The organism is uncultured Friedmanniella sp. (assembly GCF_964244005.1).
Taxonomy (GTDB): domain Bacteria; phylum Actinomycetota; class Actinomycetes; order Propionibacteriales; family Propionibacteriaceae; genus Microlunatus.
On the sequence record NZ_CAXTHG010000011.1, the window covers coordinates 56340 to 81911 of the forward strand.

General features: G+C 70.4%; 20 protein-coding genes and 1 tRNA gene. 12 read left to right on the forward strand and 9 right to left on the reverse strand.

Annotation, left to right across the window (positions count from 1 at the left end; translation table 11 throughout):
- The first annotated feature begins 248 nt into the window (after positions 1 to 248).
- Complete coding sequence (gene ileS / locus ACFE76_RS09055; RefSeq protein ID WP_375431420.1) at positions 249 to 3485, forward strand: isoleucine--tRNA ligase; 3237 nt, start codon at positions 249 to 251, stop codon at positions 3483 to 3485.
- A 22-nt stretch (positions 3486 to 3507) separates the two neighbouring features.
- Here the strand turns inward: ileS and ACFE76_RS09060 are convergent, their stop codons facing one another.
- Positions 3508 to 5988 (reverse strand): response regulator, encoded by a 2481-nt coding sequence (locus tag ACFE76_RS09060; protein WP_375431421.1) that lies wholly within the window; start codon positions 5986 to 5988, stop codon positions 3508 to 3510.
- A 153-nt stretch (positions 5989 to 6141) separates the two neighbouring features.
- Positions 6142 to 6765: a 5-formyltetrahydrofolate cyclo-ligase gene (locus ACFE76_RS09065; protein WP_375431422.1), complete on the reverse strand. Its 624-nt coding sequence runs from the start codon at positions 6763 to 6765 to the stop codon at positions 6142 to 6144.
- A 131-nt stretch (positions 6766 to 6896) separates the two neighbouring features.
- On the opposite strand from ACFE76_RS09065, the gene ACFE76_RS09070 reads away from it, so the two are divergent.
- A complete protein-coding gene (locus ACFE76_RS09070) occupies positions 6897 to 8558 on the forward strand; it encodes a glycoside hydrolase family 13 protein (RefSeq protein WP_375431423.1) in 1662 nt (553 codons plus the stop codon).
- On the opposite strand, the gene ACFE76_RS09075 is transcribed toward ACFE76_RS09070, so the two are convergent.
- A complete protein-coding gene (locus ACFE76_RS09075) occupies positions 8551 to 9423 on the reverse strand; it encodes an Fpg/Nei family DNA glycosylase (protein WP_375431424.1) in 873 nt (290 codons plus the stop codon). The genes ACFE76_RS09070 and ACFE76_RS09075 overlap by 8 nt on opposite strands.
- A 188-nt stretch (positions 9424 to 9611) precedes the next feature.
- Here ACFE76_RS09075 and glp point away from each other — a divergent pair, with 188 nt between their 5' ends.
- From glp to ACFE76_RS09110, 7 genes are all read left to right on the forward strand, one after another.
- Positions 9612 to 10934 carry a gephyrin-like molybdotransferase Glp gene (glp, locus tag ACFE76_RS09080; protein WP_375431425.1) on the forward strand — a complete coding sequence of 441 codons (1323 nt, stop codon included), beginning with the start codon at positions 9612 to 9614 and terminating at the stop codon, positions 10932 to 10934.
- Complete coding sequence (gene moaC / locus ACFE76_RS09085) at positions 10934 to 11425, forward strand: cyclic pyranopterin monophosphate synthase MoaC (protein WP_375431426.1); 492 nt, start codon at positions 10934 to 10936, stop codon at positions 11423 to 11425. The genes glp and moaC overlap by 1 nt, the downstream gene beginning before the upstream one ends.
- Complete coding sequence (locus tag ACFE76_RS09090; protein ID WP_375431427.1) at positions 11422 to 11904, forward strand: molybdenum cofactor biosynthesis protein B; 483 nt, start codon at positions 11422 to 11424, stop codon at positions 11902 to 11904. The genes moaC and ACFE76_RS09090 overlap by 4 nt, the downstream gene beginning before the upstream one ends.
- A gap of 166 nt (positions 11905 to 12070) precedes the next feature.
- Complete coding sequence (locus tag ACFE76_RS09095) at positions 12071 to 12637, forward strand: GNAT family N-acetyltransferase (RefSeq protein ID WP_375431497.1); 567 nt, start codon at positions 12071 to 12073, stop codon at positions 12635 to 12637.
- A 92-nt stretch (positions 12638 to 12729) separates the two neighbouring features.
- The gene (locus tag ACFE76_RS09100) at positions 12730 to 13497 is read left to right on the forward strand and encodes a hypothetical protein (RefSeq protein ID WP_375431428.1); all 768 of its coding nucleotides are present in this window, start codon (positions 12730 to 12732) and stop codon (positions 13495 to 13497) included.
- A gap of 73 nt (positions 13498 to 13570) precedes the next feature.
- Positions 13571 to 13643: transfer RNA gene (locus tag ACFE76_RS09105), tRNA-Ala, on the forward strand.
- Positions 13644 to 13889: 246 nt separating this feature from the next.
- Positions 13890 to 14282 carry a rhodanese-like domain-containing protein gene (locus ACFE76_RS09110; RefSeq protein ID WP_375431429.1) on the forward strand — a complete coding sequence of 131 codons (393 nt, stop codon included), beginning with the start codon at positions 13890 to 13892 and terminating at the stop codon, positions 14280 to 14282.
- A gap of 18 nt (positions 14283 to 14300) precedes the next feature.
- Here the strand turns inward: ACFE76_RS09110 and ACFE76_RS09115 are convergent, their stop codons facing one another.
- Positions 14301 to 15017 carry a response regulator gene (locus tag ACFE76_RS09115; protein ID WP_375431430.1) on the reverse strand — a complete coding sequence of 239 codons (717 nt, stop codon included), beginning with the start codon at positions 15015 to 15017 and terminating at the stop codon, positions 14301 to 14303.
- Between the two features lie 186 nt (positions 15018 to 15203).
- Here ACFE76_RS09115 and ACFE76_RS09120 point away from each other — a divergent pair, with 186 nt between their 5' ends.
- Entirely contained in the window at positions 15204 to 17975 is a 2772-nt protein-coding gene (locus ACFE76_RS09120) for a response regulator (protein WP_375431431.1), read from the forward strand.
- 24 nt (positions 17976 to 17999) lie between these two features.
- Here the strand turns inward: ACFE76_RS09120 and ACFE76_RS09125 are convergent, their stop codons facing one another.
- Positions 18000 to 19112: a ScyD/ScyE family protein gene (locus ACFE76_RS09125; RefSeq protein WP_375431432.1), complete on the reverse strand. Its 1113-nt coding sequence runs from the start codon at positions 19110 to 19112 to the stop codon at positions 18000 to 18002.
- 180 nt (positions 19113 to 19292) lie between these two features.
- On the opposite strand from ACFE76_RS09125, the gene ACFE76_RS09130 reads away from it, so the two are divergent.
- Positions 19293 to 19652: a hypothetical protein gene (locus tag ACFE76_RS09130; protein WP_375431433.1), complete on the forward strand. Its 360-nt coding sequence runs from the start codon at positions 19293 to 19295 to the stop codon at positions 19650 to 19652.
- Between the two features lie 163 nt (positions 19653 to 19815).
- Here ACFE76_RS09130 and ACFE76_RS09135 read toward each other — a convergent pair whose 3' ends face one another.
- Positions 19816 to 20334 carry an ArsR/SmtB family transcription factor gene (locus ACFE76_RS09135; protein ID WP_375431434.1) on the reverse strand — a complete coding sequence of 173 codons (519 nt, stop codon included), beginning with the start codon at positions 20332 to 20334 and terminating at the stop codon, positions 19816 to 19818.
- A 71-nt stretch (positions 20335 to 20405) separates the two neighbouring features.
- On the opposite strand from ACFE76_RS09135, the gene ACFE76_RS09140 reads away from it, so the two are divergent.
- The gene (locus ACFE76_RS09140) at positions 20406 to 20618 is read left to right on the forward strand and encodes a hypothetical protein (protein WP_375431435.1); all 213 of its coding nucleotides are present in this window, start codon (positions 20406 to 20408) and stop codon (positions 20616 to 20618) included.
- Positions 20619 to 20657: 39 nt separating this feature from the next.
- On the opposite strand, the gene ACFE76_RS09145 is transcribed toward ACFE76_RS09140, so the two are convergent.
- From ACFE76_RS09145 to ACFE76_RS09155, 3 genes are all read right to left on the reverse strand, one after another.
- Complete coding sequence (locus ACFE76_RS09145; protein ID WP_375431436.1) at positions 20658 to 22343, reverse strand: ABC transporter family substrate-binding protein; 1686 nt, start codon at positions 22341 to 22343, stop codon at positions 20658 to 20660.
- 125 nt (positions 22344 to 22468) lie between these two features.
- A complete protein-coding gene (locus tag ACFE76_RS09150; RefSeq protein WP_375431437.1) occupies positions 22469 to 24631 on the reverse strand; it encodes a dipeptide ABC transporter ATP-binding protein in 2163 nt (720 codons plus the stop codon).
- Positions 24628 to 25569 (reverse strand): ABC transporter permease, encoded by a 942-nt coding sequence (locus ACFE76_RS09155; RefSeq protein ID WP_375431438.1) that lies wholly within the window; start codon positions 25567 to 25569, stop codon positions 24628 to 24630. The genes ACFE76_RS09150 and ACFE76_RS09155 overlap by 4 nt, the downstream gene beginning before the upstream one ends.
- Positions 25570 to 25572: the final 3 nt, after the last annotated feature.

Below are 25572 nucleotides of genomic sequence, written 5' to 3' on the forward strand. Positions count from 1 at the left end.
CGGTAACATCGCCTCAACGACATCGATCCGGCCATCACCGGGGAGTCTTCGGAAGAACGGGTGCCCAGTTCTGTCTTGGCTGGGGCCCTAGTAGAACCGGACGGGTGGGCCCGTCAGCGCCTGTGAACGAGCGGTCCCGCTCGGTGCCCCTGCGGCTCCGGACGGGGCAAGCGAGGTGGTACCGCGGCGCAGCCTGATTCAGGGGTGTGGTCGTCCTCGTGTCGGACGAGACACGAGGAACGCGCGCGATGAGCTACCCGAAACAATCCACCGGCCCCGAGGACCGCTCCCTGAGCCTGTCAAAGGGCGTGCCGGCGAGCCCGAGCTTTCCCGAGCTCGAGGAGCGGGTGCTCGCCTTCTGGCAGCGGGACGACACCTTCGCCGCGTCCGTGGCGCGCAACCCGGCCGGCGACCAGGGCAGCAACGAGTTCGTCTTCTACGACGGTCCGCCGTTCGCGAACGGCCTGCCGCACTACGGGCACCTGCTGACCGGCTACGTCAAGGACATCGTGCCGCGCTACCAGACGATGCGCGGCCGGCACGTCGAGCGCCGCTTCGGTTGGGACTGCCACGGCCTGCCTGCCGAGCTGGAGGCGATGCGTCAGCTGGGGCTGAAGACCAAGGACGAGATCCTCGAGCTGGGGATCGACACGTTCAACGAGGCCTGTCGGGCCTCGGTGCTGCGCTACACCGACGAGTGGCAGGCCTACGTCACCCGGCAGGCGCGCTGGGTGGACTTCGACCACGACTACAAGACCCTCGACCTCTCCTACATGGAGAGCGTGCTCTGGGCGTTCAAGCGGCTGCACGACCAGGGTCTGGTCTACGAGGGGCTGCGCGTCCTGCCGTACTGCTGGAACGACGAGACACCGCTGTCCACCCACGAGCTGCGGATGGACGACGAGGTCTACCAGACCCGGCAGGACCCGGCCGTCACCGTCGGCTTCCGGCTCGCGACCGGTGAGCTCGCCCTGATCTGGACCACCACGCCCTGGACGCTGCCGAGCAACCTCGCCGTCGCCGTCAACCCTGGTGTCGACTACGTGGTGGTCGAGCATGGGGGGGAGCGATACATCTTGGCTGAGGCGCGGCTGGCGTCGTACGCGCGTGAGCTCGGCGAGGATGCCGCCGATCACGTCGTCGAGCGGCTGACCGGCGCGGACCTGGTCGGGCGTCCCTACACCCCGCCGTTCTCCTACTTCGCCGGCCGCGAGCACGCGCACCAGGTCCTGGCCGCTGAGTACGTGACCACCGAGGACGGCACCGGGATCGTGCACATGGCGCCGGCCTTCGGTGAAGAGGACAAGATCGCCTGTGACGCCGCCGGGATCGTCCCGGTCGTGCCGGTCGACGCCGCGGGCAAGTTCACCACCGAGGTGCCCGACTACGCCGGGATGCAGGTCTTCGACGCCAACCCGCACATCATCGACGACCTGCGGACGGTCACGGGCGGCGGCAGCGCCGGGGCGGTCACACCGGGCACCGTGCTGCTGCGCCGCGAGACCTACGACCACCCGTACCCGCACTGCTGGCGCTGCAAGAACCCGCTGATCTACAAGGCGGTGTCCAGCTGGTTCGTCGCCGTGACCGCGATCAAGGACCGGATGGCGGAGCTCAACCGGGACATCACCTGGGTGCCCGAGCACGTGAAGGACGGCCAGTTCGGCCACTGGCTGGCCGGCGCCCGCGACTGGTCGATCAGCCGCAACCGCTTCTGGGGCAGCCCGATCCCGGTCTGGAAGTCCGACGACCCTCGCTACCCGCGCGTCGACGTCTACGGCTCGCTGGCCGAGCTGGAAACCGACTTCGGGGTGTCCGTCACAGACCTGCACCGCCCGTACGTGGACGAGCTGACCCGGCCCAACCCGGACGACCCGACGGGTGCGTCGACGATGCGGCGGATCGAGGACGTGCTCGACGTCTGGTTCGACTCGGGGTCGATGCCGTACGCGCAGGTGCACTACCCGTTCGAGAACACCGACTGGTTCGAGCACCACTTCCCGGGCGACTTCATCGTGGAGTACATCGGGCAGACCCGCGGCTGGTTCTACCTGATGCACGTGCTGGCCACCGCGCTGTTCGACCGACCGGCCTTCTCCAGCGCCATCAGCCACGGGATCGTGCTGGGCAGCGACGGACGCAAGATGAGCAAGTCGCTGCGCAACTATCCCGACGTCCGCGAGGTCTTCGACCGCGACGGGGCCGACGCGATGCGCTGGTTCTTGATGTCCAGCCCCATCCTGCGCGGCGGCAACCTGGTCGTCACCGAGCAGGGCATCCGCGAGGGCGTCCGGCAGGTGCTGATCCCGCTGTGGAACGCCTGGTACTTCTTCTCCCTCTACGCCAACGTGGCGGCCGAAGGCGCCGGTTACGAGGCTCAGACCCGCTACGACTCGCCCGACGTGCTCGACCGCTACGTGCTGGCCAAGCTGCGCCAGCTGGTGGAGAGGTTGACCGCCGAGCTCGATGCCCTCGACGTGGCGGCCGCCTGCGACGCGACCCGCGGCTTCCTCGAGGTGCTGTCGAACTGGTACATCCGGCGCTCCCGGGAGCGGTTCTGGGACGGGGAGTCGGCCGAGTCGCACGCGGCGTTCGACACCCTGGGCACGGTCTTGGAGGTGCTGTCGCGGGCGATCGCGCCGCTGCTGCCGCTGACCACCGAGGAGATCTGGCGCGGACTGACCGGTGGTCGGTCGGTACACCTGACCGACTGGCCGGACGCCGAGCTGCTGCCGGCCGACGACGCGCTGGTCGCGGCGATGGACCGGGTCCGCGAGGTCTGCTCGAGCGCGTCCGGGCTGCGCAAGGCCGAGGGGCTGCGGGTCCGGCTGCCGCTGGCCTCGCTCACGGTCGTTGCCGACGACGCGGCGACGCTGGAGCCGTTCCGCGCCCTGGTCGCCGACGAGCTGAACGTCCGGACGGTCGAGCTGACCGACGTGGCCAGCGGCTCCGCGGCCTTCGGCGTCCGCCAGACGCTGACCGTTCAGGCCCGGGCGGCTGGGCCGCGGCTGGGCAAGGCAGTCCAGACCGCGATCAAGGGCAGCAAGAGCGGCGACTGGTCGGTCGCTGAGGACGGCACGCTGACCGCCGGCGGCATCGCGCTGGTCGAGGGGGAGTACACCCTGACCACCGTGGTGGCCGAGGCCGACCCGGCCGACGCGCGCGCCGTGGCCATGCTGCCCGGCGGCGGGTTCGTCATCCTCGACACCGCGGTCACCCCCGAGCTGGCAGCCGAGGGGCTGGCCCGTGACGTCGTCCGGGCCGTCCAGCAGGCTCGGCGGTCCGCCGGGCTGGAGGTCAGCGACCGGATCCGGCTGACTCTGGGTGGCGGAGCGGAGCTCGTCGCGGCGGTGCAGGCGCACGCCGAGCTGATCTGCACCGAGACTCTGGCGGCGTCACTCGACGTGTCGGAGCAGCGGCTCGGGCCGGAGGCCGTCGAGATCGGGGATCGTCAGCGGGTGGAGGTGGCGCTCGCCCGGGCGTGACCTGAACGTCGCCCCGACCGGTTCAACGGGTCAGCGTCAGGCTGGACGGTTCGGGCTGGCGGGCGCTGATGCTCTCGACGCACTGCCGCAGGTCGGCCTGGCGGACGGGCTTGGGGAGGTGCCCGTCCATCCCGGCCTCCTGGCAGACCTCCTGGTCGTGCACCGAGGCGCTGGCCGTCATGGCGATGATCGGCGGTTGGGGCGCGGCCGTGCCCCGGGCCCGGATCCGGCGGGTCGCCTCCAGACCGTCCATCGTCGGCATCTGCACGTCCATCAGCACCAGGTCGTAGCGGGTCGACGCCACGGCAGTGAGCGCCTCCTCACCGTTCGCCACGGTGTCCACCTCGTGTCCCAGCTGGCCGAGCATGATCTGGGCCACCCGTTGGTTGACGGGGTTGTCCTCGGCGAGCAGCACCCGCAGCTGTCGCGAGGGCGGCTGCGGGACGAGCGGTGTGGTGGTCGCGGCGTCGCGCGCCGTACCAGGTTCTGGGTCCGCCAGGACCGAGCAGAGCGCGGCGGCCAGCGTCGACCGCTTGACCGGTCGGGGCAGGGTCACGCTCTCCGGCGGCCGCTCGGAGGTCCCCGTCCCGCTCAGCGGACTCATCAGCACGGCTGGCACGGGGTGGCCAACGGCCCGCCGCAGCTCGGCCACAAAGGGTGTGGCGCTGGACTCGGCGACCGCAAGATCCAGCACGAGGGCGTCGACGTGCCCGCCGCGGGCGGCCAGGGACAGGGCGGCCGCAGTCGTGGCGACTGCCGTGCTGGTGGCTCCCAGCGCCTTCAGCTGGCCGGTGAGCACCCGTCGGCTCGTCGGGTGGGCGTCCACCACGAGCACCCGGCAGCGAGCCAGCCGGGACGAGGACGCGGGGTCGGCCGACACGACGGGCAGGTCGACGGCGAACACGAAAGTGGATCCGGCGCCGGGCCTGCTCTCCACGGTGAGCTCGCCGCCCATCGCCGTGACGAGGCCGCGGCTGATCGCCAGCCCCAGCCCGCTGCCGCCGTACTCACGAGTAGTGGAGTCGTCGCCCTGGCTGAAGGACTGGAAGAGCCGGTCCAACCGCTCGACAGGGATGCCGATACCGGTGTCGCTCACGCTGACGGTGAAGCGGTACCGACCCTCGCCGGTGGGCGCTGCGGACACCGTGACGACCACCTCGCCCTCGGCGGTGAACTTGACGGCGTTGGCCAGCAGGTTGAGCACCACCTGACGGATCCGGGTCTGGTCGCCCAAGGCCATCGTCGGGCAGCCGGGGTCGATCTCGCAGTACAACCCGAGGTTCTTCGCCTCGGCGGCCGCGGCGACGAGGTCCAAGCAGTCCTCCACGGTGGCGTCCAGGGGGAACGGCCGGTGTTCCAGCCGCAGCTGGCCAGCCTCGATCTTGGAGAAGTCGAGGACGTCGTTGATGATCAGCATCAGGGTCCGGCCGCTGCTGTTCACCGTCTCCACGAAGTCGCGCTGCTGGTCGTCCAGCTGGGTGCCCTGCAACAGGTCGGTCATCCCGATCACGGCGTTCATCGGCGTCCGGATCTCGTGGCTCATGGTGGCCAGGAACGCCGACTTGGCCTTGTTGGCGGCGATGGCCTCGTCCCGGGAGGCATCAGCCGCGCGGGCGACAGCCCGCTGCTGCTCGAGGATCCGGCTCCGTTGCGCGTTCACCCGCTCCAGCAGGACGATGACGACCAGCCCCGCCAGAGTGAGAGCGAGGAGCCCGATCCGCGGGACCCAGACGTCGGAACGGCTGATCGAGGCGTAGAGGGTCGAGGTCGGGACGGCGAAGACGATGCTCCAGGGAGTGTCGGCCACCGGGGTCGTGACGACCTGCCACGGGTCGCCGGCCACGGTGGCGGTGCTGGGACCCAGGTGGAGGATGGCCTGCGCCATCGACGGGTCGATGTCGCTGAGCTGGTCGGCCGGGACGGCAGCCCGCCCACCGGAGGACACGATCGCCCCGGCGTCGTCGATGAGGTAGATGGCTTCGGGCCTGGACTGCTCGCCCTCGTTGCGCAGGTAGGACTGCAAGGGGGTCTTGCTCACCTCGTACGCGGGACTGAAGACGCGCCGCCCGGTAGGGGTGTTGTACGGCGCAGCGAAGCCCACGACCGGCACGTGCAGCGAGGGGGATATGACGACCTCGGACACCGCCGCCGTGCCCGCCAAGGCGCTCCGCAGGTGCGGGTACTGGTCAGCGAGTACCGCTCCGATCTTGTTGGCCCGGTAGGGGTGGATTGCCACCACTCGTCCGGACGAGTCGATGACGGCAGCGGTCGGGATCCCGTTCGCCCGCATCAGCAGCGAGAAGTTCGCCGGGGTGATCCGGCCCTGCAGCACGGCCTCGGCCAGCACGGTGTTGTGGCTGGTGAGGTCGTCGGCGTAGGAGGTGAGGAACTGGGCGCTGGTCTCCGCGCGAGCGCTGAAGAGTCGGTCGAGAGCGGTGCGCTGCTCGACCTCCGTCGAGTGCACGAGCGCCGCGGCGCCGACCATCAGCGCCAACCAGCTCACGATCAGGGCGGTGCGGCGGATCAGGTCCCGTCTACGGGAGGTGTGCAATGTCGGCCCTTGGTGCGGAACTTCTCCCGAGTGCCCCCTCATGATGCACGAAAATCTACCGTCGGTGAATTGGCCTGCCCCCTGGAAGCGGAACGGACCGGTCGATCACACGCGAACCGGGGCCGGTGAGAAGCAAGGAAGCAGGGCGGCCGGGGTCAGGACGGCGTCGACGGGGCGGTCCCAGGCGTGCGTCGGGATGGCGTCCAGCACCTCGTCGCGGTTCAGCAGCACCCAGACCGGAGCGCCGCGGCGCGCGTGGCCGAGCGCCCGGTCGTACCAGCCGCCACCGCGGCCGAGCCGGTCGCCGGCGCGGTTGGCCGCGAGCCCGGGGCAGAGGATCAGGTCTGCCTCGGCCAGCCCACCGCCGGGCAGCCGCTCCGTGCTCGGCTCGAGGATCCCGTGCCGGCCCTGCTGCAGCGCGTCCGGACCGGCGTACGGGGCCCAGGCCGGAGCGGTGCCGCGGCTGAGCACCGGCAGCAGCACGCGGACGTCGTGCGCGGCCAGCCAGCCCACCAACGGCAGGGTGCCCGGCTCGACCCCGGCGGAGAGGTAGGCGGCGACGGTGCCCGGCAGCTGGTCGCCGAGCGACTCGTCCACGACCCGGAGCCGCTCGAGGTCGTCGACCTCCCGCTGCTCGGGGCTCCGGCTCTCCCGGCGCAGCTGCACGGCACGCCGCAGCATCGCCTTCGCGCCGGCGATGGCCTCGTCGTCCGCGGCTGAGGTGGGCATCTGGCCATGGTAGGAGGACGGCCCCTCATTTCTTGCCTCTACCTGGCGCGACCGTCCGCTTGCCGAGGCGGGCAGGCGAGCGAGGTCGCCTGAGTAGTGGCAAGGAATGAGGGACGCCCTAGCATGACGCCGTGCCTGACGCCCCGAAGCAGCCCGATCCCGACTGGTGGCGGCAGGCGGTGGTCTACCAGATCTACCCGCGCAGCTTTGCCGACACTGACGGTGACGGGGTGGGCGACATCCCCGGCGCCGTCGCGAAGATCCCCTATCTCGCCGACCTCGGCGTCGACGCGGTGTGGCTGAGCCCCTTCTATCCCTCACCGATGGCCGACGGCGGCTACGACGTCAGCGACTACCGCGACGTCCATCCCCAGCTGGGGACGCTCGCCGACTTCGACGCCCTGGTCGCGGCCGCGCACGCGCGGGGAATGAGGGTGATCGTCGACATCGTCCCCAACCACACCTCCGACGTCCACCCCTGGTTCGTCGAGGCGCTCGCCGCGCCGCCCGGCTCGCCGGCCCGGGAGCGCTACATCTTCCGCGACGGCCGCGGCGAGGACGGGTCCGAGCCCCCGTCGGACTGGATCTCCCACTTCGGCGGGCCGGCGTGGACGCGGGTCCCTGGGCCGGACGGACAGGAGGGCCAGTGGTACTGCCACCTCTTCGCCCCACAGCAGCCCGACCTGGACTGGCGGCACCCCGAGGTCCGGGCCGACTTCATCCAGACCCTGCGTTTCTGGGCCGACCGCGGCGTGGACGGTTACCGGGTCGACGTCGCCCACGCCCTGGCCAAGGACCTGTCCGAGCCGCTGCGCAGCAAGCCCGACCTCGAGGACGACCTGCCGCTCGACGGCTCCGACCCCCTCTACGACCGCAACGAGGTGCACGCGATCTACGAGGAGTGGCGCCAGGTCTTCGACACCTACGACCCGCCGCGCAGCGCCGTCGCCGAAGCCGTCTCCCACCCCGCCCGCCGGGCCCTGTACGCGCGGCCGACCGAGCTTGGCCAGGCGTTCAACTTCTCGCTGATGAAGGCGGCCTTCGGCAAGGAGTCGTTCGGCGAGGTGATCACCTTCTGTCTGCACGAGGCGGCCAAGACGGGCTCGTCGTCGACCTGGGTGCTGTCCAACCACGACGAGGTCCGGCACACCACCCGCTACGGGCTCCCGGCCGGCCTTCGCTATGAGGCCTGGCTGATGAGCGACGGCGCCGACCCCGAGCCAGACGTGGCGCGCGGCCTGCGCCGGGCTCGCGCGGCCACGACCCTGATGCTCGCCTTGCCCGGCTCGTCCTACCTCTACCAGGGCGAGGAGCTCGGGCTGCCCGAGGTCGCCGACCTGCCGCACGACGCTCTGCAGGACCCGACCTGGACCGACAGCGGGCACACGATCAAGGGCCGCGACGGCTGCCGGGTGCCGCTGCCGTGGGCGCCCACCCCGCCGGCGTACGGGTTCGGGCCCGGCCGTCCGTGGCTGCCGCAACCCGCCACGTTCGCGGCGTTGTCGGCGGCCGTCCAGGCTGCTGAGCCCGACTCGACCCTCGAGCTCTACCGCCGCGCGCTGCAGCTGCGCCGCCGACTGCAGGGCGCCGAGCAGCTCGACTGGGTCGACGCCGGCCCTGACGTGCTGCACTTCGTCCGTCCCGGCGGTTGGCACTGCGTCACCAACTTCGGCGAGACCGCCGTCCCGTTGCCCGAAGGTCAGGTCGTGCTGAGCAGCAGCGGTACGACGCTGGCCGACGAGCTGCCGGGGGAGACGACGGTCTGGCTGACCGAGGCCACGACCCTCAGCTGAGCTCACCCGGGATCATCATTCCGGCCGGCGCGGGCTGGCAGCGCGGGCACCAGAACAGGTTCCGGCCCACCAGCACCTCGTGCCGGACGGGGGTGTCGCAGCGGCGGCACGGCTCACCCGTCCGCCGGTAGACGTAGTACGCGTCGACGCGCCGGGCGGGACCGGACACCCGGTCGCGGTCGGCGGGGTCGGTGGTGATGATCTTTCCGGCGCGGACTCCGGCCCGCATCAGCCGGACGAGGTCGTCCCACATGTCCAGCCATACCGCCGGGTCGAGGTCACGACCGGGCAGGTAGGGGTTGACGCCGTGCCGGAAGAGGATCTCGGCCCGGTAGACGTTGCCGACGCCGGCGAGCACGGTCTGGTTCATCAGCAGCGCGCCGAGCGCGACGCGGCTGCGGGACAGCTTGGCCAGGGCAAGACCGGGGTCGGCCTTCGGGCGCAGCGGGTCCGGCCCCAGAGCGGCGGTGACCAGGTCCTTCTCGGCACGGGTGATCACGTCGCAGGTGATCGGGCCGCGCAGGTCGAGCCAGTTCTGCTCGCTCGCCAGCCGCATCCGCAGCGCGCCGCGTGGCTCCGGCGCCGGCAGCAACCCGTCCGCGAACTTGCCGTAGAGGCCCAGGTGGACGTGCAGCCAGAGGCCGCTTTCTCGGGGGGCCCCGGGGGGGTTGTCCCCCCCGCTGACGGAGCCGTAGCGGTGGAAGAGGTGCTTGCCCCACGCGTCGGTGGCCTCCAGCACGTGCCCGTCGATCAGCGCCGCCCCGGCGGCGAACCGCCCCTGCGGACTGCTGACCCGGACCGGCTGGCCGCCGAACAGCTTCGCGTGTCGTCGAGCCAAGCGGTGGATCGTATGACCTTCAGGCACCCACCTACCCTAGATGGCGCTCGCGCTCGGTCGCGTCCCTGAAGCTGCCCTCTTCCTCCTCGCCCGGGACGGGAAAGCGTGTCCGCCCCGGCCTCGTCGTGCAGACGGCATCGGGACGCGCCCTTCCGACGCTCGCGCCACGACTTCGGTGGCTCTCGTCTGGGCTCGCACGACCTAGGGTGGCGGACATGCCTTTGTTCGGCCGCAAGAAGTCCGAGGACCCGAGCGCGCTCAGGTGGAGCCGTGAGCCGCTGCCCCCGACACCCGAGCCGGGCCCGGACGGGTTGCGGTCGATGGAGGACCACCGCGACTACCTGCTGAGCTGCCTGACCGAGCTGCCGCCGTTCAGTCAGCACCTTCTCGACGCGCTCGACCTCAGCATCTGCGAGGACGTCTACTCCGCCATCGACATGCCGCGCTTCGACAACTCGGCGATGGACGGGTACGCCGTCCGTGCGGTCGACGTGGCAGCCGCGTCGGCGGAGCACCCGGTCAGCCTGCCCGTGGTCGGGGAGGTCGCCGCCGGCCAGGACGCGCTGGACCGGCTCTCGCCGGGAACCGCGATCAAGATCATGACCGGCGCGCCGCTGCCGCCCGCGGCCGACGCGATCGTGCCGTACGAGAACACTGACCGGGGCGCGAGCGACGTCCGGGTCTTCGCTCCCAGCGTGGTCAGCCAGCACGTCCGCTACGTCGGTGAGGACATCCGGGCCGGCAGCCAGCTCTTCGCCGCCGGCGCTCAGCTCGGCCCCCGCGACGTCGGGCTGCTGGCCGCGATCGGCCGGGACACGGTGCTGGTCCGGCCCCGGCCGCGGGTCGCGGTCGTCTCGACCGGGTCCGAGCTGGTCGAGCCCGGCCAGGAGCTCGGCCACGCCCACCAGATCTACGACTCCAACTCCACGATGCTCGCCGCCGCAGCCAAGGCGGCCGGCGCGCAGGTCTACCGGGTCGGACTGGTCAGCGACGACCCGGAGTCGGTCCTGCAGGTGATCTCCGACCAGCTGGTGCGGGCGGACCTGATCCTCAGCACCGGTGGGGTCAGCCAGGGCGACTACGACGTGGTCAAGGCGGTGCTGCCGCAGCTCGGCGAGACCGACTTCACAGCTGTGGCGATGCAGCCCGGCAAGCCGCAGGGCTTCGGCCTGATCGGCGACGACCGGGTCCCGATGATCATGCTGCCGGGCAACCCGGTCAGCGCCTTCGTCTCCTTCGAGGCGTTCGTCCGGCCCGCCATCCGCAAGCTGATGGGCGTCACGCCGTACACCCGCCCGGTCGTCCGCTGCCGCGCCACCCACGACTTCGGGTCGGCCCCGGGGAAACGTCAGCTCGCCCGCGGCATCGTCAGCCTGGACGCCGACGGTGGACGGCTCGTCGAGCTGGCCGGAGGGCACGGCTCGCACCTGCTCGGCGACCTGGCCAGAGCCAACGCGATCATCGTGCTGGGCGAGGACGTGACCCAGGTGGCCACGGGCGACGACGTCGACGTCTGGCTGCTGGACGAGGTCTCCTGATGAGCGGCGATGCGCCGTTCCCGCACCTGACCTCGTCCGGAGAGGCGCGGATGGTCGACGTGTCGGCCAAGGAGGTCACCGCCCGCAGCGCGACCGCGGCGGGGCGGGTGCTGCTCAGCGCAGAGTGCGTCGCAGCGCTGCGGGACGGCACGGTCCCCAAGGGCGACGCGCTCGCCGTAGCGCGGATCGCCGGCATCCAGGGCGCCAAGCGGACGCCGGAGCTGATCCCGCTCTGCCACCCGCTCTCGATCAGCGGGGTGGACGTCACGGCCGAGGTGACCGACGTGGGCGTCGAGCTGACCGCCACGGTCCGGACCACTGACCGTACGGGCGTGGAGATGGAAGCCCTGACCGCGGTCAGCACCGCGGCGCTCACCGTCGTCGACATGGTCAAGGCCATCGACCGGGCCGCGGTGATCACCGACGTCCGGGTGCTGGCCAAGTCCGGCGGGCGCCGCGGTGACTGGCGGCGCGAGGAGAGCAGCTCATGACCGACTCTGCTCTGGTCATCACCGTCTCGACCCGCGCGGCTGCCGGCGTCTACGCCGACAGGTCGGGCCCGATCATCGTCGAGGAGCTGGCCCGGCTCGGCTTCGAGGTCGGCGAGCCGCTGGTCGTACCCGACGGAGATGCCGTCGGCGACGCGCTGCGGACGGCCGTCGCCACCGGTCATGCCGTGGTCGTCACCACCGGCGGCACTGGCCTCAACCCGCACGACCACACCCCCGAACAGACCCGGCGCGTGCTCGAGCGCGAGATCCCGCCGCTGGCGGCTGCGGTCGCGCGCTACGGTGTCGACCATGGTGTGCCGACGGCGGTGCTCAGCCGCGGGCTGGCCGGAGTGGCCGGTACGACGTTGATCATCAACCTGCCCGGCTCGACCGGTGGGGCGCGTGACGGCATGGCCGTCCTCGCTCCCGTGCTGCGGCACGCGGTCAGCCAGGTCCGGGGCGGCGACCACCAGCCGTGAGGGTGCCCGCAGATGGGCTCGGCAAGGAGCGGCCGTGACCCAGGGTCCGAGACCTGACGTGGACGGTCGCCTCGACGAGCCCGGTCCCGGTGGCAGCGGCCTGCAGCTGTTCGGGTCGCACCACTGGCCGGTCAGCCTGCGGTCCGGCCCGGTGCTGCTGGGGCCGATGCGGCAGCGCGACCGGACGTCATGGGAACGGGTCCGGCTCGCCAACAGCGGCTGGCTGCGGCCGTGGGAGGCCACCCTGCCGCCTGGGTCTCAGACCGGACCGACCACGTACGCGGGTCTGGTGCGTTCGCTGACCAGGCAGGCGCGGGACGGCCGGATGCTGCCGTGGCTGATCTTCTACGACCCGGTCGTCGGCCGTGGCCGCCCCGACTTCGCCGGCCAGCTGACGGTGAGCGGGATCGTGGGCGGGTCCGCGTCCTGGGGACAGATCGGCTACTGGGTGGACGAACGGCTCGCCGGCCGCGGCATCATCCCGACGGCCGTGGCGCTGGCGGTCGACTACTGCTTCGAGGTCATGCACCTGCACCGGATCGAGATCGCCATCCGGCCCGAGAACGGGGCCAGCCTGCGGGTCGTCGCCAAGCTGGGTTTCCGGCCGGAGGGTCTCCGGCCGCGCTACCTGCACATCGACGGTGAGTGGCGCGACCACCTGGTCTTCGCCCTCAACGCCGAGGAGGTGCCGGGCGGTCTGCTGCGGCGCTGGGAGAGCGTACGGCGGCGTTGACGGTAGCCCCCCGGCCACGTCGGACCCGTTGGTCGCCGACACACCCGCGCCAATGAGCAGTCCGGCCGGGACGCGCGTCTACGGTTCGGAGTGTGGGGACGACAGGGGTCATATTCGCGGCGATCGCCATCGCCTGGCTTGCCTATCTCGTGCCCCATTTCGTGCGCCGACCCGAGAACGATCTGGTCGAAGAGCCGGTGGGCCCGGCCGAGCAGTTCGCGGACTCGATGCGGATCGTCCGGCGGGGGACCGCACCCCTGCTCAACCAGGACCTGGCCGAGATCGCCGCCTACGAGGTCTCCACCCCGATGACCCGACGCGCGGCGATCGCCGACCTTCGCCGGCTGGAGCGGGTCGCGGCCGGCCGCCGTCGCCGCGTCCTGCTCGTCCTGGTGGGCGTGCTGACTGTCACCGTCGCCCCCGCCGCGACCGGCCTTGCCCCGTGGTGGCTGCTGGCCGCACCGGGCGGGCTGCTGGTCGCCTTCGTCACGCTGGCACGGTTCAGCGTCCGGGCGATGCGCCGCGACCTCGACGCGCGCTTCCGCGAGATCCGCCAGGGCGGCGACGAGTCGACCGTGCTGCTCAGCCGCCGCGAAGCCGCCCCCACAGCCACGACGACCACTTCGGCCGCCCCGCAGCCCAAGACCAGCGTCCTCTGGGACCCGGTCCCGATCACGATGCCGACCTACGTCTCGAAGCCGCTCGCCCCCCGGACCGTCCGCACCATCGACCTGTCCGGCCCGGGCATCACCGCCTCCGCCCCGACCGGCCCGGTGACCGCCGACGCGCCCGCCCGCGCCGGCGCGACGGCCCTGCAGCAGGACGCGGACGACGAGGGCCAGCAGGCCGCTTCGGCCTGACGGCACCCGCCTCGGGTTGAGGCTCAGCCCGGCTCAGGTGGTAGTGTCCTCGGGGTCGGTGAGAGCCGACGGAGGGGCTTTGGCGCAGTTGGTAGCGCGTCTCGTTCGCAATGAGAAGGTCAGGGGTTCGAATCCCCTAAGCTCCACACATCATGTCTGGTCATGGAGACTCAACGCCGGATCTGCTCTCCACCTCCGCGGCCGCGTCGACCTAGGCGCTGATCCGCTCGTCACGCGCCTTGATGAAGGCGATGGACCGACTCATGCACGAGCGGTACTCAGCTTTCCTTCACTGGTCATGCGTTCCCTGTGAAGTCGTCGAAGGCGGTCAAAGAGATGAACGGTGCCGAATTCTTGGTCGACGAGATCGTGAAGCAAGTTATGGTTGCGCCATGACTGAGCCGTCGCTGCCTGTCACCGACTCAGCGATCGACGTCCTGCTGGCGGAGGCGCGTAGCGGCCTCGACCGGGTCGAACCGCAGGACCTCGCAGCGGCGTTTTCTGCCGGCGCGCTGGTGGTCGACACCCGTCCGGTCGAGCAGCGAGACCGTGACGGCGCCCTGCCGGGTGCGCTGGTCATCGACCGAAATGTGCTGGAGTGGCGGCTCGACCCGACCAGCGCGTACCACGCCCCCGAGATGACCGACGCCCGACGCCGCGTGGTGGTCGTCTGCAACGAGGGATTCAGCTCCAGCCTTGCGGCCGCCACGCTCCGCCGGCTCGGGCTGGACGCCACCGACCTCGTCGGCGGGTTCCAGGCCTGGCGGCTCCTGGCTCAGGGCTGAGGGGCCAGAGAGAGCGGGTCAGCTCGAGCGCTGGCGCACGCGTCCCGCGGCCTGCAGCCGGCGGGCAAGCCCGAGCTTGGCAAAGATCACCGAGACGCTGGTGCGAATGGCCGTCTCGGGCAGCGACAGCTGGGCGGCGACGATGTCGTTCGTGGCCCCCTCGGCGACGAGGTCCAGGATCTGCTGCTCACGGTCGGTCAGTCCGAGAAGGTTGGCGCCGGAGCCGTACGGGCGGCCGAGCCGGTTGGCGCCACCGATGCGGTCGAGCAGCCCCCGCGCCGCGTCCGCGTCGACCACGGAGTGGCCCGCCGCGGCCCGCCGGATGCTCTCGACGATGCCCGCCCCGTGGATCTGCTTGGTGAGGTGACCGAGCGCGCCCGCCAGCAAGGTGGCGAGCTGGGCCTCCTCGTCGTCGTGGAAGGTCAGCAAGAGGCACTTGATCTCGGGGTGCCGGGACCGCACCTCCCGACAGATGTCGATGCCGTTGCCGTCGGGCAGGACGATGTCAAAGACGGCGACGTCGGGACGGGTCCGTTCGATCTCGGGGATCGCGTCCTGCGCCGCGGCGGCCTCCCCGACGACCGTCAGGTCGTCCGTCGCGGCCAACAGATCGCGCAGACCGCGACGGATCATGTCGTAGTCGTCCAGGACGAAGACGCGAACAGGGGCGGAGCTGCTCGCGGCAGGGGCGTCAGTCAGTGAGATCAGTCCTTCGGTGCGTTCCCGTGCCGGCACTTCTCCCCAAGCGAGTACTCAGTGTGCCACAAGCCGTTCGACATTCGGGCTGAGGACCGACCGTTCCGTGTACGATCCACACGTACTCGGGGCCCGACGTACACCCAAGGCGCAGATCATGTCTCTCGTCCTCAGCCCCGCCGTCCCAGGTACCGCTCCGCCTGCAGGTCGGCCGCGAGTCACCGGGTGGTCCCGGTGATCATGTGGTGGCAGCTCGAGTCGGTCGCCAACGCCGTGGTCAGCGTCGCGTACCTCTTCATCGCGTTCTTGATCGCGGTGCCGCTCTATCGGCTGCAGCAGGTGCGCTCCAACAAGCTGGGGACGGCCACCGCCCTGATCTTCTTCAGCTGCTCGGTGGGCCATGGCCTGCACGCGGTCGACCCGTTCCTGACCGGCAACGACGGCATGAACGTGATGATGATGGGCACCTGGTGGAACGCGCTCTGGCACAGCTTCACGGCCGGCGTCGCCGTCTACTACCTGACCTTGCGCAAGTTCTACGGCCGGCTGCTCAACAAGGCGCCGATGTTCGACGACCTGCAGGAGAAGCAACGGCTGGCCGACCTCGAAAAGCTCGAGGCCGAGGTGCTGGCCAGGGCCGAGGCCGAGGCCGACCGCGACTACTACGCCACGCTGATGAGCTCGATCAGCAGCAACAGCCAGTCCGTCATCTACGTGAAGGACCTCGACGGCCGCTACGTGATGGTCAACGAGGCGTTCGAGGCGACGTTCGGGGTGCAGCGGGCCGACGTCCTCGGCCAGACCGACGAGGTGCTCGACCCGCACCTGGCCCCGATCTGGCGCGCAGCCGACGTCAGGGCCCGCGACGGTCGCTACCGGCTGGAGGAGTACACCGAGCACGACGACGGCCCGCACTACTGGGACTCGGTCAAGTTCCCGGTCTCGGACGCGAACGGAGAGGTGTACGCCACCTGCGGGGTCTCGCTCGACATCACCGAGTCGAAACGGACCAACGCCGCGCTGGCGGAGGCGCGCGACGCCGCGCTGGCTGCCGCCGAGGCGAAGTCGAACTTCCTGGCCACCATGAGCCACGAGATCCGCACCCCGATGAACGCCGTGATCGGGATGACCGACCTGCTGCTCGACACCCCGCTGGACGAGCAGCAGCAGGACTTCTTGACCACGGTCCGCTCCAGCGGAGACGCGTTGCTCGCGGTGATCGACGACATCCTCGACTTTTCCAAGATCGAGTCTGGCGAGCTGCGCCTGGTGTCCGGTCCGTTCCGGCTGCGTCAGGAGATCGAGAACGCGCTCGACCTCGTGGCGGCCGCGGCCAAGGCGAAGGAGCTGGACCTGGTCTGCTACGTCGACGAGACGTGCCCCGACTCCGCAGTCGGCGACGCGTCCCGGCTGCGTCAGATCCTGATCAACCTGCTCTCCAACGCCGTCAAGTTCACCCCCACCGGCGACGTCCTGCTCACCGTCTCGGCGGTGCCGTCGGAGGACGACCGGCTGAACGTCACCATCAAGGTCAGCGACACCGGGATCGGCATCTCCGCGGACGGCATCGACAAGCTGTTCACCTCCTTCAGCCAGGTCGACACCTCCTTCACCCGCTCCTACGGGGGGACCGGTCTGGGCCTGGCCATCAGCCGGCGGCTGGCCCAGGCGATGGACGGAGACATCACGGTCGAGTCGACGCCCGAGGAGGGGTCGACCTTCACGGTCACGGTGGTACTGGGGACCGACCCGGCGACCGCCGATGCGCTGCCGATGACCGAGCCGGACGAGCTCACCGGCAAGTCGGTGCTGGTCGTCGACGACAACGCGACCAACCTGCGCATCCTCGACCTGCAGCTGACGGCCCTGCAGATGGTGGTCACGACGGCGGCCTCGCCCGCCGACGCGCTGACCGCGGTCGCTCAGGGCCAGACCTTCGACATCGCCCTGCTGGACAAGAACATGCCCAAGATGAACGGCATCGAGCTGGCGTCCGCGCTGCGCACAGTGCCGTCGTTCGCCACGACCCCGATGATCCTGCTCAGCAGTGTGGGGGACCGGCCGCTGCCTGCGGACTCCGCGTTCGCCGCGGTCATCACCAAGCCGGTCAAGGCGATGGGGTTGAAGGCGGCGCTGAGTGAGTCGCTCGACACCGGCAACGGCCCGCCGCGGCCGGACCAGCAGCGACGGCTGCCCGTCGGCCCCTCCGACCATCCGTTGCGGATCCTGCTGGCTGAGGACAACCTGGTCAACCAGCGCGTGGCGCAGCTGATGCTGCACAAGCTGGGGCACAGCGTCGACATCGTCGCGAACGGGCGCCAGGCGGTGGAGGCGGTCACCGACACCACGTACGACGTGGTGCTGATGGACATCCAGATGCCGCAGCTGGACGGCCTGGCCGCCACCCGGCAGATCCGCTCCGGCGTGCCTCTGGAGCGGCAGCCGCACATCATCGCCATGACCGCCAGCGCGCTGCTCGAGGACCAGCGCGCCTGCTCGGCCGCCGGCATGGAGAGCTACCTCACCAAGCCGGTCCGGGCCGCAGAGCTGAAGCTGATGCTGGACCGCGTAGGGGTGACGATGCGGCACCCGCCGGCGCCGGCGACCGTGGCCCCGCCGTCACGGCTGCCGGCCGTCGACCTGGACGTGCTGGAGCACCTGCGGAGCGACCTCGACGACGCCGACGGGTCGGCGGTGCGGCAGCTGATCGGCACCTACCTGGTGAGCGCCGAGACCCTGGTGCCCGACCTGACCGCCGCCATCACGGCCGGGGACACCGCGGGTGCCGCGAGCCTGGCGCACGCTCTCGCCTCCGCCACCGCGCTGGTCGGGGCCAAGCCGCTCGCGGGCCTGCTTCAGCAGACCCAGGTCGCCGCCCGGTCCAAGCCCGACGACCTGCCCAGCCTCGCGGACCGGATCACTGCCGAGTGCGCTCGGGTCCTGGACGTCCTGCGTGAGCTCAACGGCCCCGAGCCGGAGGAGGCGGGCCTGAACTGACGTCCAGGCCCGCCACCGTCGTCCTCAGCTGGTGGGGATGAAGGCCCGCGGGTCGACCGTCACCACCTGGCCCGCGTCGGGGATCTGCAAGAACGCGGCGATCGCCCAGGTCGAGGAGATCAGGGTGCCGTGCCGCCAGAGCAGGCCGCTCGGCATCGTGACCTGCGCGTAGCTGCGTCGGCCGTCCCGGCTGACCCGGACGATCTGGCCCACGTCGGCAGGGTCGAAACCGGCCGGGGGCGGGCCGTCACCCTCCGGTGCCCCCTCGAGGACCTGCGACACGTACACGTTGCGTCGGGAGTCCACGGCCACCCCGGTCGGAGCCGTGAGGCCGCTGATGGTGCGTACCCGCTTGCCGGTCCGTGGGTTGACCACGTACACCCGGCCCTGGCCGGCCACCTCGGACGTGAGCGCTGAGACGTAGAGCAGCCCGTCCGGACCGTACGCCAGACCGGTGGGCACGGAGTCGCAGCCGAACGTGCCCGGGTCGTTCTCCGGAGTGGTCGCGCACCCGCCGGTCGTGATGGTCGGCGGGACGAAGAGCGTCGACACCTTGCCCGAACGGCTGACCTTCAGCACGGCGTTGCCCCCGGCGTCGGCCACCAGCAGGAAGCCGTGCCGGCTGCGGTCCCGGAGCAGGAAGTAGGGGTTGGACAGGGCGTCGACCGGTTTCCCGTCCGGTCCGAACTGGGTCTGCCCGTCCGGGTTGTGGGCGAGCTCGTAGCCCAGCATGTCGGCGAACCTCGTCGCGGCCTGGCCGGGGCGGGCCACCATGATCGCCGGGGCGTCCTGGGCGCCCGGCCCGGAGTCCTCGGCCCCGCCGGTGGCGACGTAGATCTTGCCGCCGATCCGCACCACGCCCTGGGGGGACGCCAGTCCGGTGACGACGACGCGCGTGCCCTGGGTCCGCGGGTTGATCGACGTGATCTGTCCCGTGTCGGACTCGGCGACGTAGAGACGGCCGTGGCTGGCTGAGACCTGTCGCGGCCCGTTGAGCGTGCTCGCCAGCACCCGTGAGACACCGGGAGGGGCGCCGGCCTTCGTGCTGTGGGTGTCGGCGGCGGCCGGGGTGGACACCAGGGCCGCGGCGCAGGCGGCGGCGGCAAGCACGGGAATCGGCTTCCAACGCAGGTTCATGATTCTCCCCATGGAGTCTCGCCGCGTCCTCGGTAACGCGGTCACCTGACGCTAGCCATGTCGGGAGCGCACCGGAAGATGTGGTGAGAGAATTGCCGACGCTGGTGCCGCGGCGTGTATTCGTCCCCACGACCGGCTCCCGGAGTGGCTTTATTCGACTCTGCGTTCGATACTGAAGGCATGGCCACCGCGGACAACCTGCTCATGTCGGCGTTGCACGGAACTGCCTGGCGATCGGTAGTGCAGCGCCGGTCGATCGAGGAGACCGTGCGTGAGCTGCGCACGATCGCCGGCGGACGGGTGGACCTGATCGCCGAGACGGCCGGCATCACCGCCGGTTCCTGGCTCGCCTGGCCAGAGACCCGGGTGGGCCACGAGCTGGTCGTGGCCGGCCTGTTGGTGATGGCTGGCGAGGGGCTGGACTACGACCTGCTCGGTCACTGGGTGCAGGTCGGCTACGAGCGCGGCCTCCGCTCGCGCCGGCCCGTGCACGGTGAGCCGATCGGGCACGGGGACGGCGCGGGCGGGGCCGCGGTCTAAGGACCGAGTCCGAAGCCCAGGTGCTTGCCGCCACTTGGTTCGTGAACTAGTGTGCCCCTCAGCCAAGGCGGCTGCGGTCCCGGTTCGAAGGCGGGGGATCCACCGACTCACCTGAACCGCCCGGCTGCTCGGGGGACCTCAGCTTTCCCCTCTCACCGGGTGTTCAGCCCGCAGCGGTGCCGGCGGCCGAGAGCACCAGCAGCAGCGGGACGAGCCGTTCGGCCGGCACCTCGTGCTGACCGCGGTGCGTCGCCCGCAGCCAGCCGGCCCCGACCAGCAGGCGCAGGTGGTGATAGATCTGACCCGTCGTCCCGAGCCCCTCTGCTGCGCTCAGCTCGGCCGCCGTCCGCGCCTCGCCGCGAGCGACGAGCTGCAGGATCTGGAGCCGTGAGGGGTGGCCGAGGGCGGCGAGCGTGGCCGCCGAGGAGCCCCAGTCGGTGTCGAGCACAGCAGCCGGGTCCTGGGTGATCTGCCAGCGCACCGGCCCGCCGGCCTCCTCGCGTACCGTGCCGGCGTAGACCAGAGCCGAGTCCAGGCCTCGACGGTCCAGCTCGGTCAGCAACCACCAGGGGTCCGCGGCGGGGTGGGGCGCGACGGGCCCGTCGTCCGGAGTGAGGCGCGCGTGCTCCTCGAGCCGGCGGATCCGCGCCTCAAGCGCCACGAGGTCGTCCGGCTCGGCCATCCTTGCACCCCCTGGTCAGTATTACGCGATTACGTTATTGTTGAACAAATTCTAGCGTAGGAGGTCGTTCGATGCTCAGCCGTTTCTCGATCCGCTTTGTGATCGCCGTCTTCGGCGGCGCTGCAGTCGGCCTGCTGGTCGGCGTGGTCGCCCGCTACCTGGTCGGTGCCGACTGGAACGTGTTCGCCGCCATGCCCTGGGGCATCATGGCCGCCGCTCTCGGACTGGCGTTCTGGCAGCTCCGGGGCGAGACGAAGGGGACTGAACGGCAGAAGGGCCGGTGACTTCATCGTCACCGGCCCTTCGACTGTTCGTACGTTCGGCTACTTCTGGAAGCCGACGTTCGTCCAGACGGGACTGCTCAGGCCGAAGGCGCCGTAGTTGGCCAGCTTCGACTTCGTGGCGATCAGCTCGGGCCGCTGGTACAGCGGGACGATGCCGACGCTTTTCCAGAGCAGCTGGGCCGTCTGGTTGGCCAGCACGGTGCGCTGGGCCGGGTCGGTCTCGACCTTGATCTGAGCGGTCAGCTTGTCGACGTCCGGCAGCGAGAGCTGCTGGTAGTTGCTCTCAGAACCCGTGCCGTACAGCTGGTTGATGTTGGCGTACGGGAACTGGGTGCCGATCCAGGTGAAGGCGATCAGCTCGAACGAGTGGCCCGACAGCGTGGTGTTGAAGTCCGCGGCCGGCACATTGACGATGTCGACCTTGACCCCGATCGCGTTGAGCTGGTTCTGGGTCTGCAGCGCCTCGTTCTGCGAGGCGGGGACGCCGTCGAGGGCCGAGAACTTGACCTCGAGCTTCTTGCCGTCCTTCTCGCGGATGCCGTCGCTGCCGGCCACCCAACCCAGGGTGTCCAGGTCGGACTTGGCCTGGTCGGGGTTGTAGTCGATCCCCGTGGCCTTGCCCTCGTCCTCGTAGCCCTGCTGGTTGCTCAGGATGATGCCGTTGTTGAGCTGGCTGATCGGGAAGTCGATGCCGGCGAGGTCGGACTCACCGATGCTCGCCCGGTCCAGACCCTTGACCAGGGCCTGACGGACCTTCTCGTCCTTCAGCACGCCGGCCTTGGAGTTGAAGGTGATGTGGCGCCAGTTGGGGCCGGCCGCCTGACGCACGGTGGCGTCGGCGACACCCTTGGCCTGCTGGTACCCGTTCGGGTCGGGCCCGATGTCGAAGGCGTCGATCTCACCGTTCACGAAGGCGTTCGGCGTGGCGTCGGTCGCGACGGTGCGCCAGGTGATCTTGTCCAGCAGCGGCTTGTCGCCCCACCACTTGTCGTTGGGGATGACGTCGATCGTCTTCTGGGTGCGGTCTTCCTTGTCGACCTTGAACGGGCCCGAGAGCCAGTCGTTGTCGAGGGTCGCCCAGCCTTCGTTGAAGGTCTTGGCGTCCTTGACGCTCTCGGCCTTGAGCGGCCCGGACAGCGGCGAGGCCCAGTCGGGGAACGCGTCCTTGAAGGTGACGGTGACGTCGAACTTGTCCGACCCCGAGGTGATCGACTTGATCTGGTCGAAGCCGTCGGTCGAGGCGCACTTGAAGGTCTTCTGCTCCCCGTTGCAGGCCTTCCACGTCGCCGTCAGGTCGTCGACGTCGATCGGCGAACCGTCGCCCCAGACGGCCTTCGGGTTGAGCACGAGGTGGATCACCGTGGGCTTCTGCGTCGTCACCTCGGCGGAGGTGAGAAAGTCGGGGTTGGGGGTGTAGGCGCCCTTGGCGTCGAAGTTGAAGTAGTTCGGCAGGAACGTGTTCCTGATGCCGGTCAGCTCGTTGTTGTTGCCGTCGATCTCGAGCGGGTTCCAGTTCGTCCCCAGGTCGCTGACCGCGAGCTTCATCTCCCCGCCCTGAGCCAGGGTGGACCGGTCCTGGGCGTTGATGTCCTGTGCCGACGCCGCGATCGCGCTCGGCTGGTCGGTGGGCCCCGTGCCCGGGTCGTCGGTGCTCCCGCTGCCGCACGCTGCTAGGGCAAAGGCCCCGAGCAGCAACGGCACCGCAACGATCTTGCGTGCAATCACTGATCCTCCAAGAAGTCTGGTGGTCGACCCGGGGTCGCCAACACATAGTCACTCTAGACGAGCGCGACCGGCTGAGGTCCACGTCGCAGCGCGGTCCACTGTGCCCGGTTCGTGCAACGGTCTTGTTACCGTCCGGTCGGGGCGGGTTCCGCCGGTACGGGCGGCGGCAGCACGACAACCTCCTCGTTGTAGTGGCAGGCCGAGGTGTGGTCGGCCGTGTCTCCGGGGTGGAGGCCGATCGGGTAGAGGTCCGGGACGACGTCGACACAGCGTTCCTGCTGGGACGCCGTCAGCGTGGGGAACTTCTGGCAACGGGTGCGGAAGCGGCAGCCGCTCGGCGGGTTCGCCGGGCTCGGCAGGTCACCGGTCAGCAGGATCCGCCGCCGGTTCCGCTCCTGGTCCGGGTCCGGGATCGGGATGGCCGACAGCAACGCCTGCGTGTAGGGGTGCGTGGGGTGGCTGTAGACGCTGTTGACCTCACCGATCTCGACGATCTTGCCCAGGTACATCACGGCGACGCGGTCCGCGATGTGCCGGATCACCGCCAGGTCATGCGCCACGAACAGGTACGACAGGGCCAGCTTGGCCCGCAGCTCGTCGAGCAGGTTGATCACGCCGGCCTGGATCGACACGTCCAGGGCCGAGACCGGCTCGTCGAGCACGATCAGCTTGGGCTCCAGGGCCAGGGCCCGGGCGATCCCGATCCGCTGCCGCTGGCCACCGGAGAACTGCCCGGGGTAGCGGCTGGCGTGCGACGACTCGAGGCCGACCAGCCCGAGCAGCTCGTTGACCCGCCGCTCGATCTCGGCCTTGGGGACGCCGAAGACGCCCATCGGCTCCGCGATCAGGTCGAAGACCGGCATCCGGGGGTCGAGCGAGGCCATTGGGTCCTGGAACACGACCTGGACGTCGCGGCGCATCTGCTTGCGGTCGCGCCGGGTCAGATCCCCCGTCTCGCGACCGAGCACGACAACCCGGCCGTCGGTCGGCGGCTTGAGGTTGAGCACCTCCAGCAGCGTCGAGCTCTTGCCACACCCGGACTCGCCCACCAGGCCGAGGGTCTCGCCCTGCTTGATCTCGAGGTCGATGCCGTCGACGGCGTGCACGGTGCCGATCCGGCGCCGGTAGATGGCGCCCTTCATCAGCGGGTAGTGCCGCTTCATCCCCGACAGCTCCAGCACCGTCTCGCGCTCGGCCCGCGGCACGTTCTCGAGCGGGGAGAAGGCGGGCTTGGCCACCGGGAAGATGTCGGTGAACTGCAGCTTCTGGGCCGCGATCCGGCCGGTGTGGATGCAGGCCGCCACGTGCCCGGGCTGCTCCGTGGGGATCAGCGGCGGCTCGGCGGTCCGGCAGTCGTCGGTCGACATCGGGCAGCGCGGCTCGAACGGGCAGCCGGGTGGCAGGTTGACCACTGACGGCGGGTTGCCCTCCAGGCTCGCCAGGGCCTGCTTCTCCACCGAGTCCAGCCGCGGCACAGCGCCCAGTAGACCGATCGTGTAGGGCATCCGCGGCGTGTAGTAGATCTCGTCGACGTTGCCCTGCTCGACGGGCCGGCCGGCGTACATCACGGTGACCCGGTCGGCGATGCCGGCGACGACCCCGAGGTCGTGGGTGATCATGATCATCGCAGCGCCCGTCTCACGCTGGGCTTTCTTGAGCACCTCCAGCACCTGGGCCTGGATCGTCACGTCCAGTGCCGTGGTGGGCTCGTCGGCGATGATCACGTCGGGGTCGTTCGCGATCGACATCGCGATCATGGCGCGCTGGCGCATGCCGCCGGAGAACTCGTGCGGGAAGGCGCGCACTCGGACGTCGGGGTTGGGGATGCCGACGAGGTCGAGCAGGTCGATGGCCCGGCTGGTCGCGACGGCCCGGGAGACGTCGTGGTGGGTCTGGATCGCCTCGACGATCTGGTCGCCGATCGTGTAGACCGGGTTCAGCGACGTCATCGGCTCCTGGAAGATCATCGCGATCTGACCGCCGCGGACGGACCGCATCTTTTCGTCGTTGCGGCCCAGCAGCTCGTCGCCGTGCAGCTTGACCGAGCCGGTGATCCGGGCGGTCGCCGGGTGCAGACCCATGATCGCCAGCGAGGTCACCGACTTGCCCGAGCCGGACTCGCCGACGATGGCCATCGTCTCGCCGGCCGCGAGGTCGAAGCTGAGCCCGCGGACAGCCTTCACCGGCCCGGCCTCGCTGGGGAAGGTGACGTGCAGGTCGGTCACGCTCAGCACGGTGCCGGAGGTGGTCCGCCGGACCTTGCCCGCGGGGGTGGTCGTGGTCGTCATCGGGCGGTTCCTCCTGAGGCGGAGTTCGGGTCGAGAGCGTCGCGGAGACCGTCACCGACGGCGTTCACGCAGAGCACCAGGGCGACGACGGCCACGGCCGGGCTGGCGAACAGCCACGGGAAGCTGTTGACCTGGCGGGCGCCCTCACCGAGCAGGGTGCCGAGCGAGGTGTCGGGCGGCTGGACGCCGAAGCCGAAGAACGACAGCCCGGTCTCGGCCAGGATCGCGGAGCTGACGTTCAGGGTGGCGTCGATGATCAAGAGCGAGGAGATGTTCGGCAGGATGTGCCGGACGATCGTCTTCGGGGCCCCCAGGCCCATGAAGCGGGCCGCCTGGACGTACTCACGCTCCTTGACCGAGAGGGTGAGGCTGCGGACGACGCGTGCCGACAGCATCCAGCCGAACGCCGCCAGCAGGACCACCAGCAGCAGCCACGAGTTCGGGCCCTTGGAGGCGCCGGTGGTGAGCACCGCGATCAGCAGGAAGGACGGGACCACCAGCAGCAGGTCGATGATCCAGAGGGCGACCCGCTCGAACCAGCCGCCAAAGTAGGCGGCGAAGGAGCCGACGATGGCCGCGGTCCCGGTGGAGAGGATGGCCACCAGGAAGCCGATCAGCAGCGACTTGCGCAGTCCGCGCAGGGTGAGAGCGAGCATGTCGCGGCCGCTCTGGGTGCTGCCGAGGGGATGCCGGTCGCTCGGCGGCTTGAGGTAGGCAAAGCGGTCGACCTGGTCGTAGGACCAGTGCGAGATGTAGGGCCCGGCCAGGGCCAGGACGACGAACACCACGATCAGCACGAGCCCGGCCACGGCGCTCTTGCTGCGGAGGAAGCGGCGCAGGATGAGCTGGTTGCGGGAGAGCCGCTTGGACTCCGCCGGTCCGGCGACCGGTTCCTCCAGCGGGCTCTCGTCGGCGACTTCGAGCAGGTTCTGACCCATGAC

Coding starts and splice junctions, on each gene's coding strand:
- ileS (WP_375431420.1), top strand. CDS start 249: ATGAGCTACCCGAAACAATCCACCGGCCCCGAGGACCGCTCCCTGAGC.
- ACFE76_RS09065 (WP_375431422.1), bottom strand. CDS start 6,765: ATGCCCACCTCAGCCGCGGACGACGAGGCCATCGCCGGCGCGAAGGCG.
- glp (WP_375431425.1), top strand. CDS start 9,612: ATGCCTTTGTTCGGCCGCAAGAAGTCCGAGGACCCGAGCGCGCTCAGG.
- moaC (WP_375431426.1), top strand. CDS start 10,934: ATGAGCGGCGATGCGCCGTTCCCGCACCTGACCTCGTCCGGAGAGGCG.
- ACFE76_RS09090 (WP_375431427.1), top strand. CDS start 11,422: ATGACCGACTCTGCTCTGGTCATCACCGTCTCGACCCGCGCGGCTGCC.
- ACFE76_RS09095 (WP_375431497.1), top strand. CDS start 12,071: ATGCGGCAGCGCGACCGGACGTCATGGGAACGGGTCCGGCTCGCCAAC.
- ACFE76_RS09110 (WP_375431429.1), top strand. CDS start 13,890: ATGACTGAGCCGTCGCTGCCTGTCACCGACTCAGCGATCGACGTCCTG.
- ACFE76_RS09125 (WP_375431432.1), bottom strand. CDS start 19,112: ATGAACCTGCGTTGGAAGCCGATTCCCGTGCTTGCCGCCGCCGCCTGC.
- ACFE76_RS09130 (WP_375431433.1), top strand. CDS start 19,293: ATGGCCACCGCGGACAACCTGCTCATGTCGGCGTTGCACGGAACTGCC.
- ACFE76_RS09135 (WP_375431434.1), bottom strand. CDS start 20,334: ATGGCCGAGCCGGACGACCTCGTGGCGCTTGAGGCGCGGATCCGCCGG.
- ACFE76_RS09140 (WP_375431435.1), top strand. CDS start 20,406: ATGCTCAGCCGTTTCTCGATCCGCTTTGTGATCGCCGTCTTCGGCGGC.
- ACFE76_RS09150 (WP_375431437.1), bottom strand. CDS start 24,631: ATGACGACCACGACCACCCCCGCGGGCAAGGTCCGGCGGACCACCTCC.
- ACFE76_RS09155 (WP_375431438.1), bottom strand. CDS start 25,569: ATGGGTCAGAACCTGCTCGAAGTCGCCGACGAGAGCCCGCTGGAGGAA.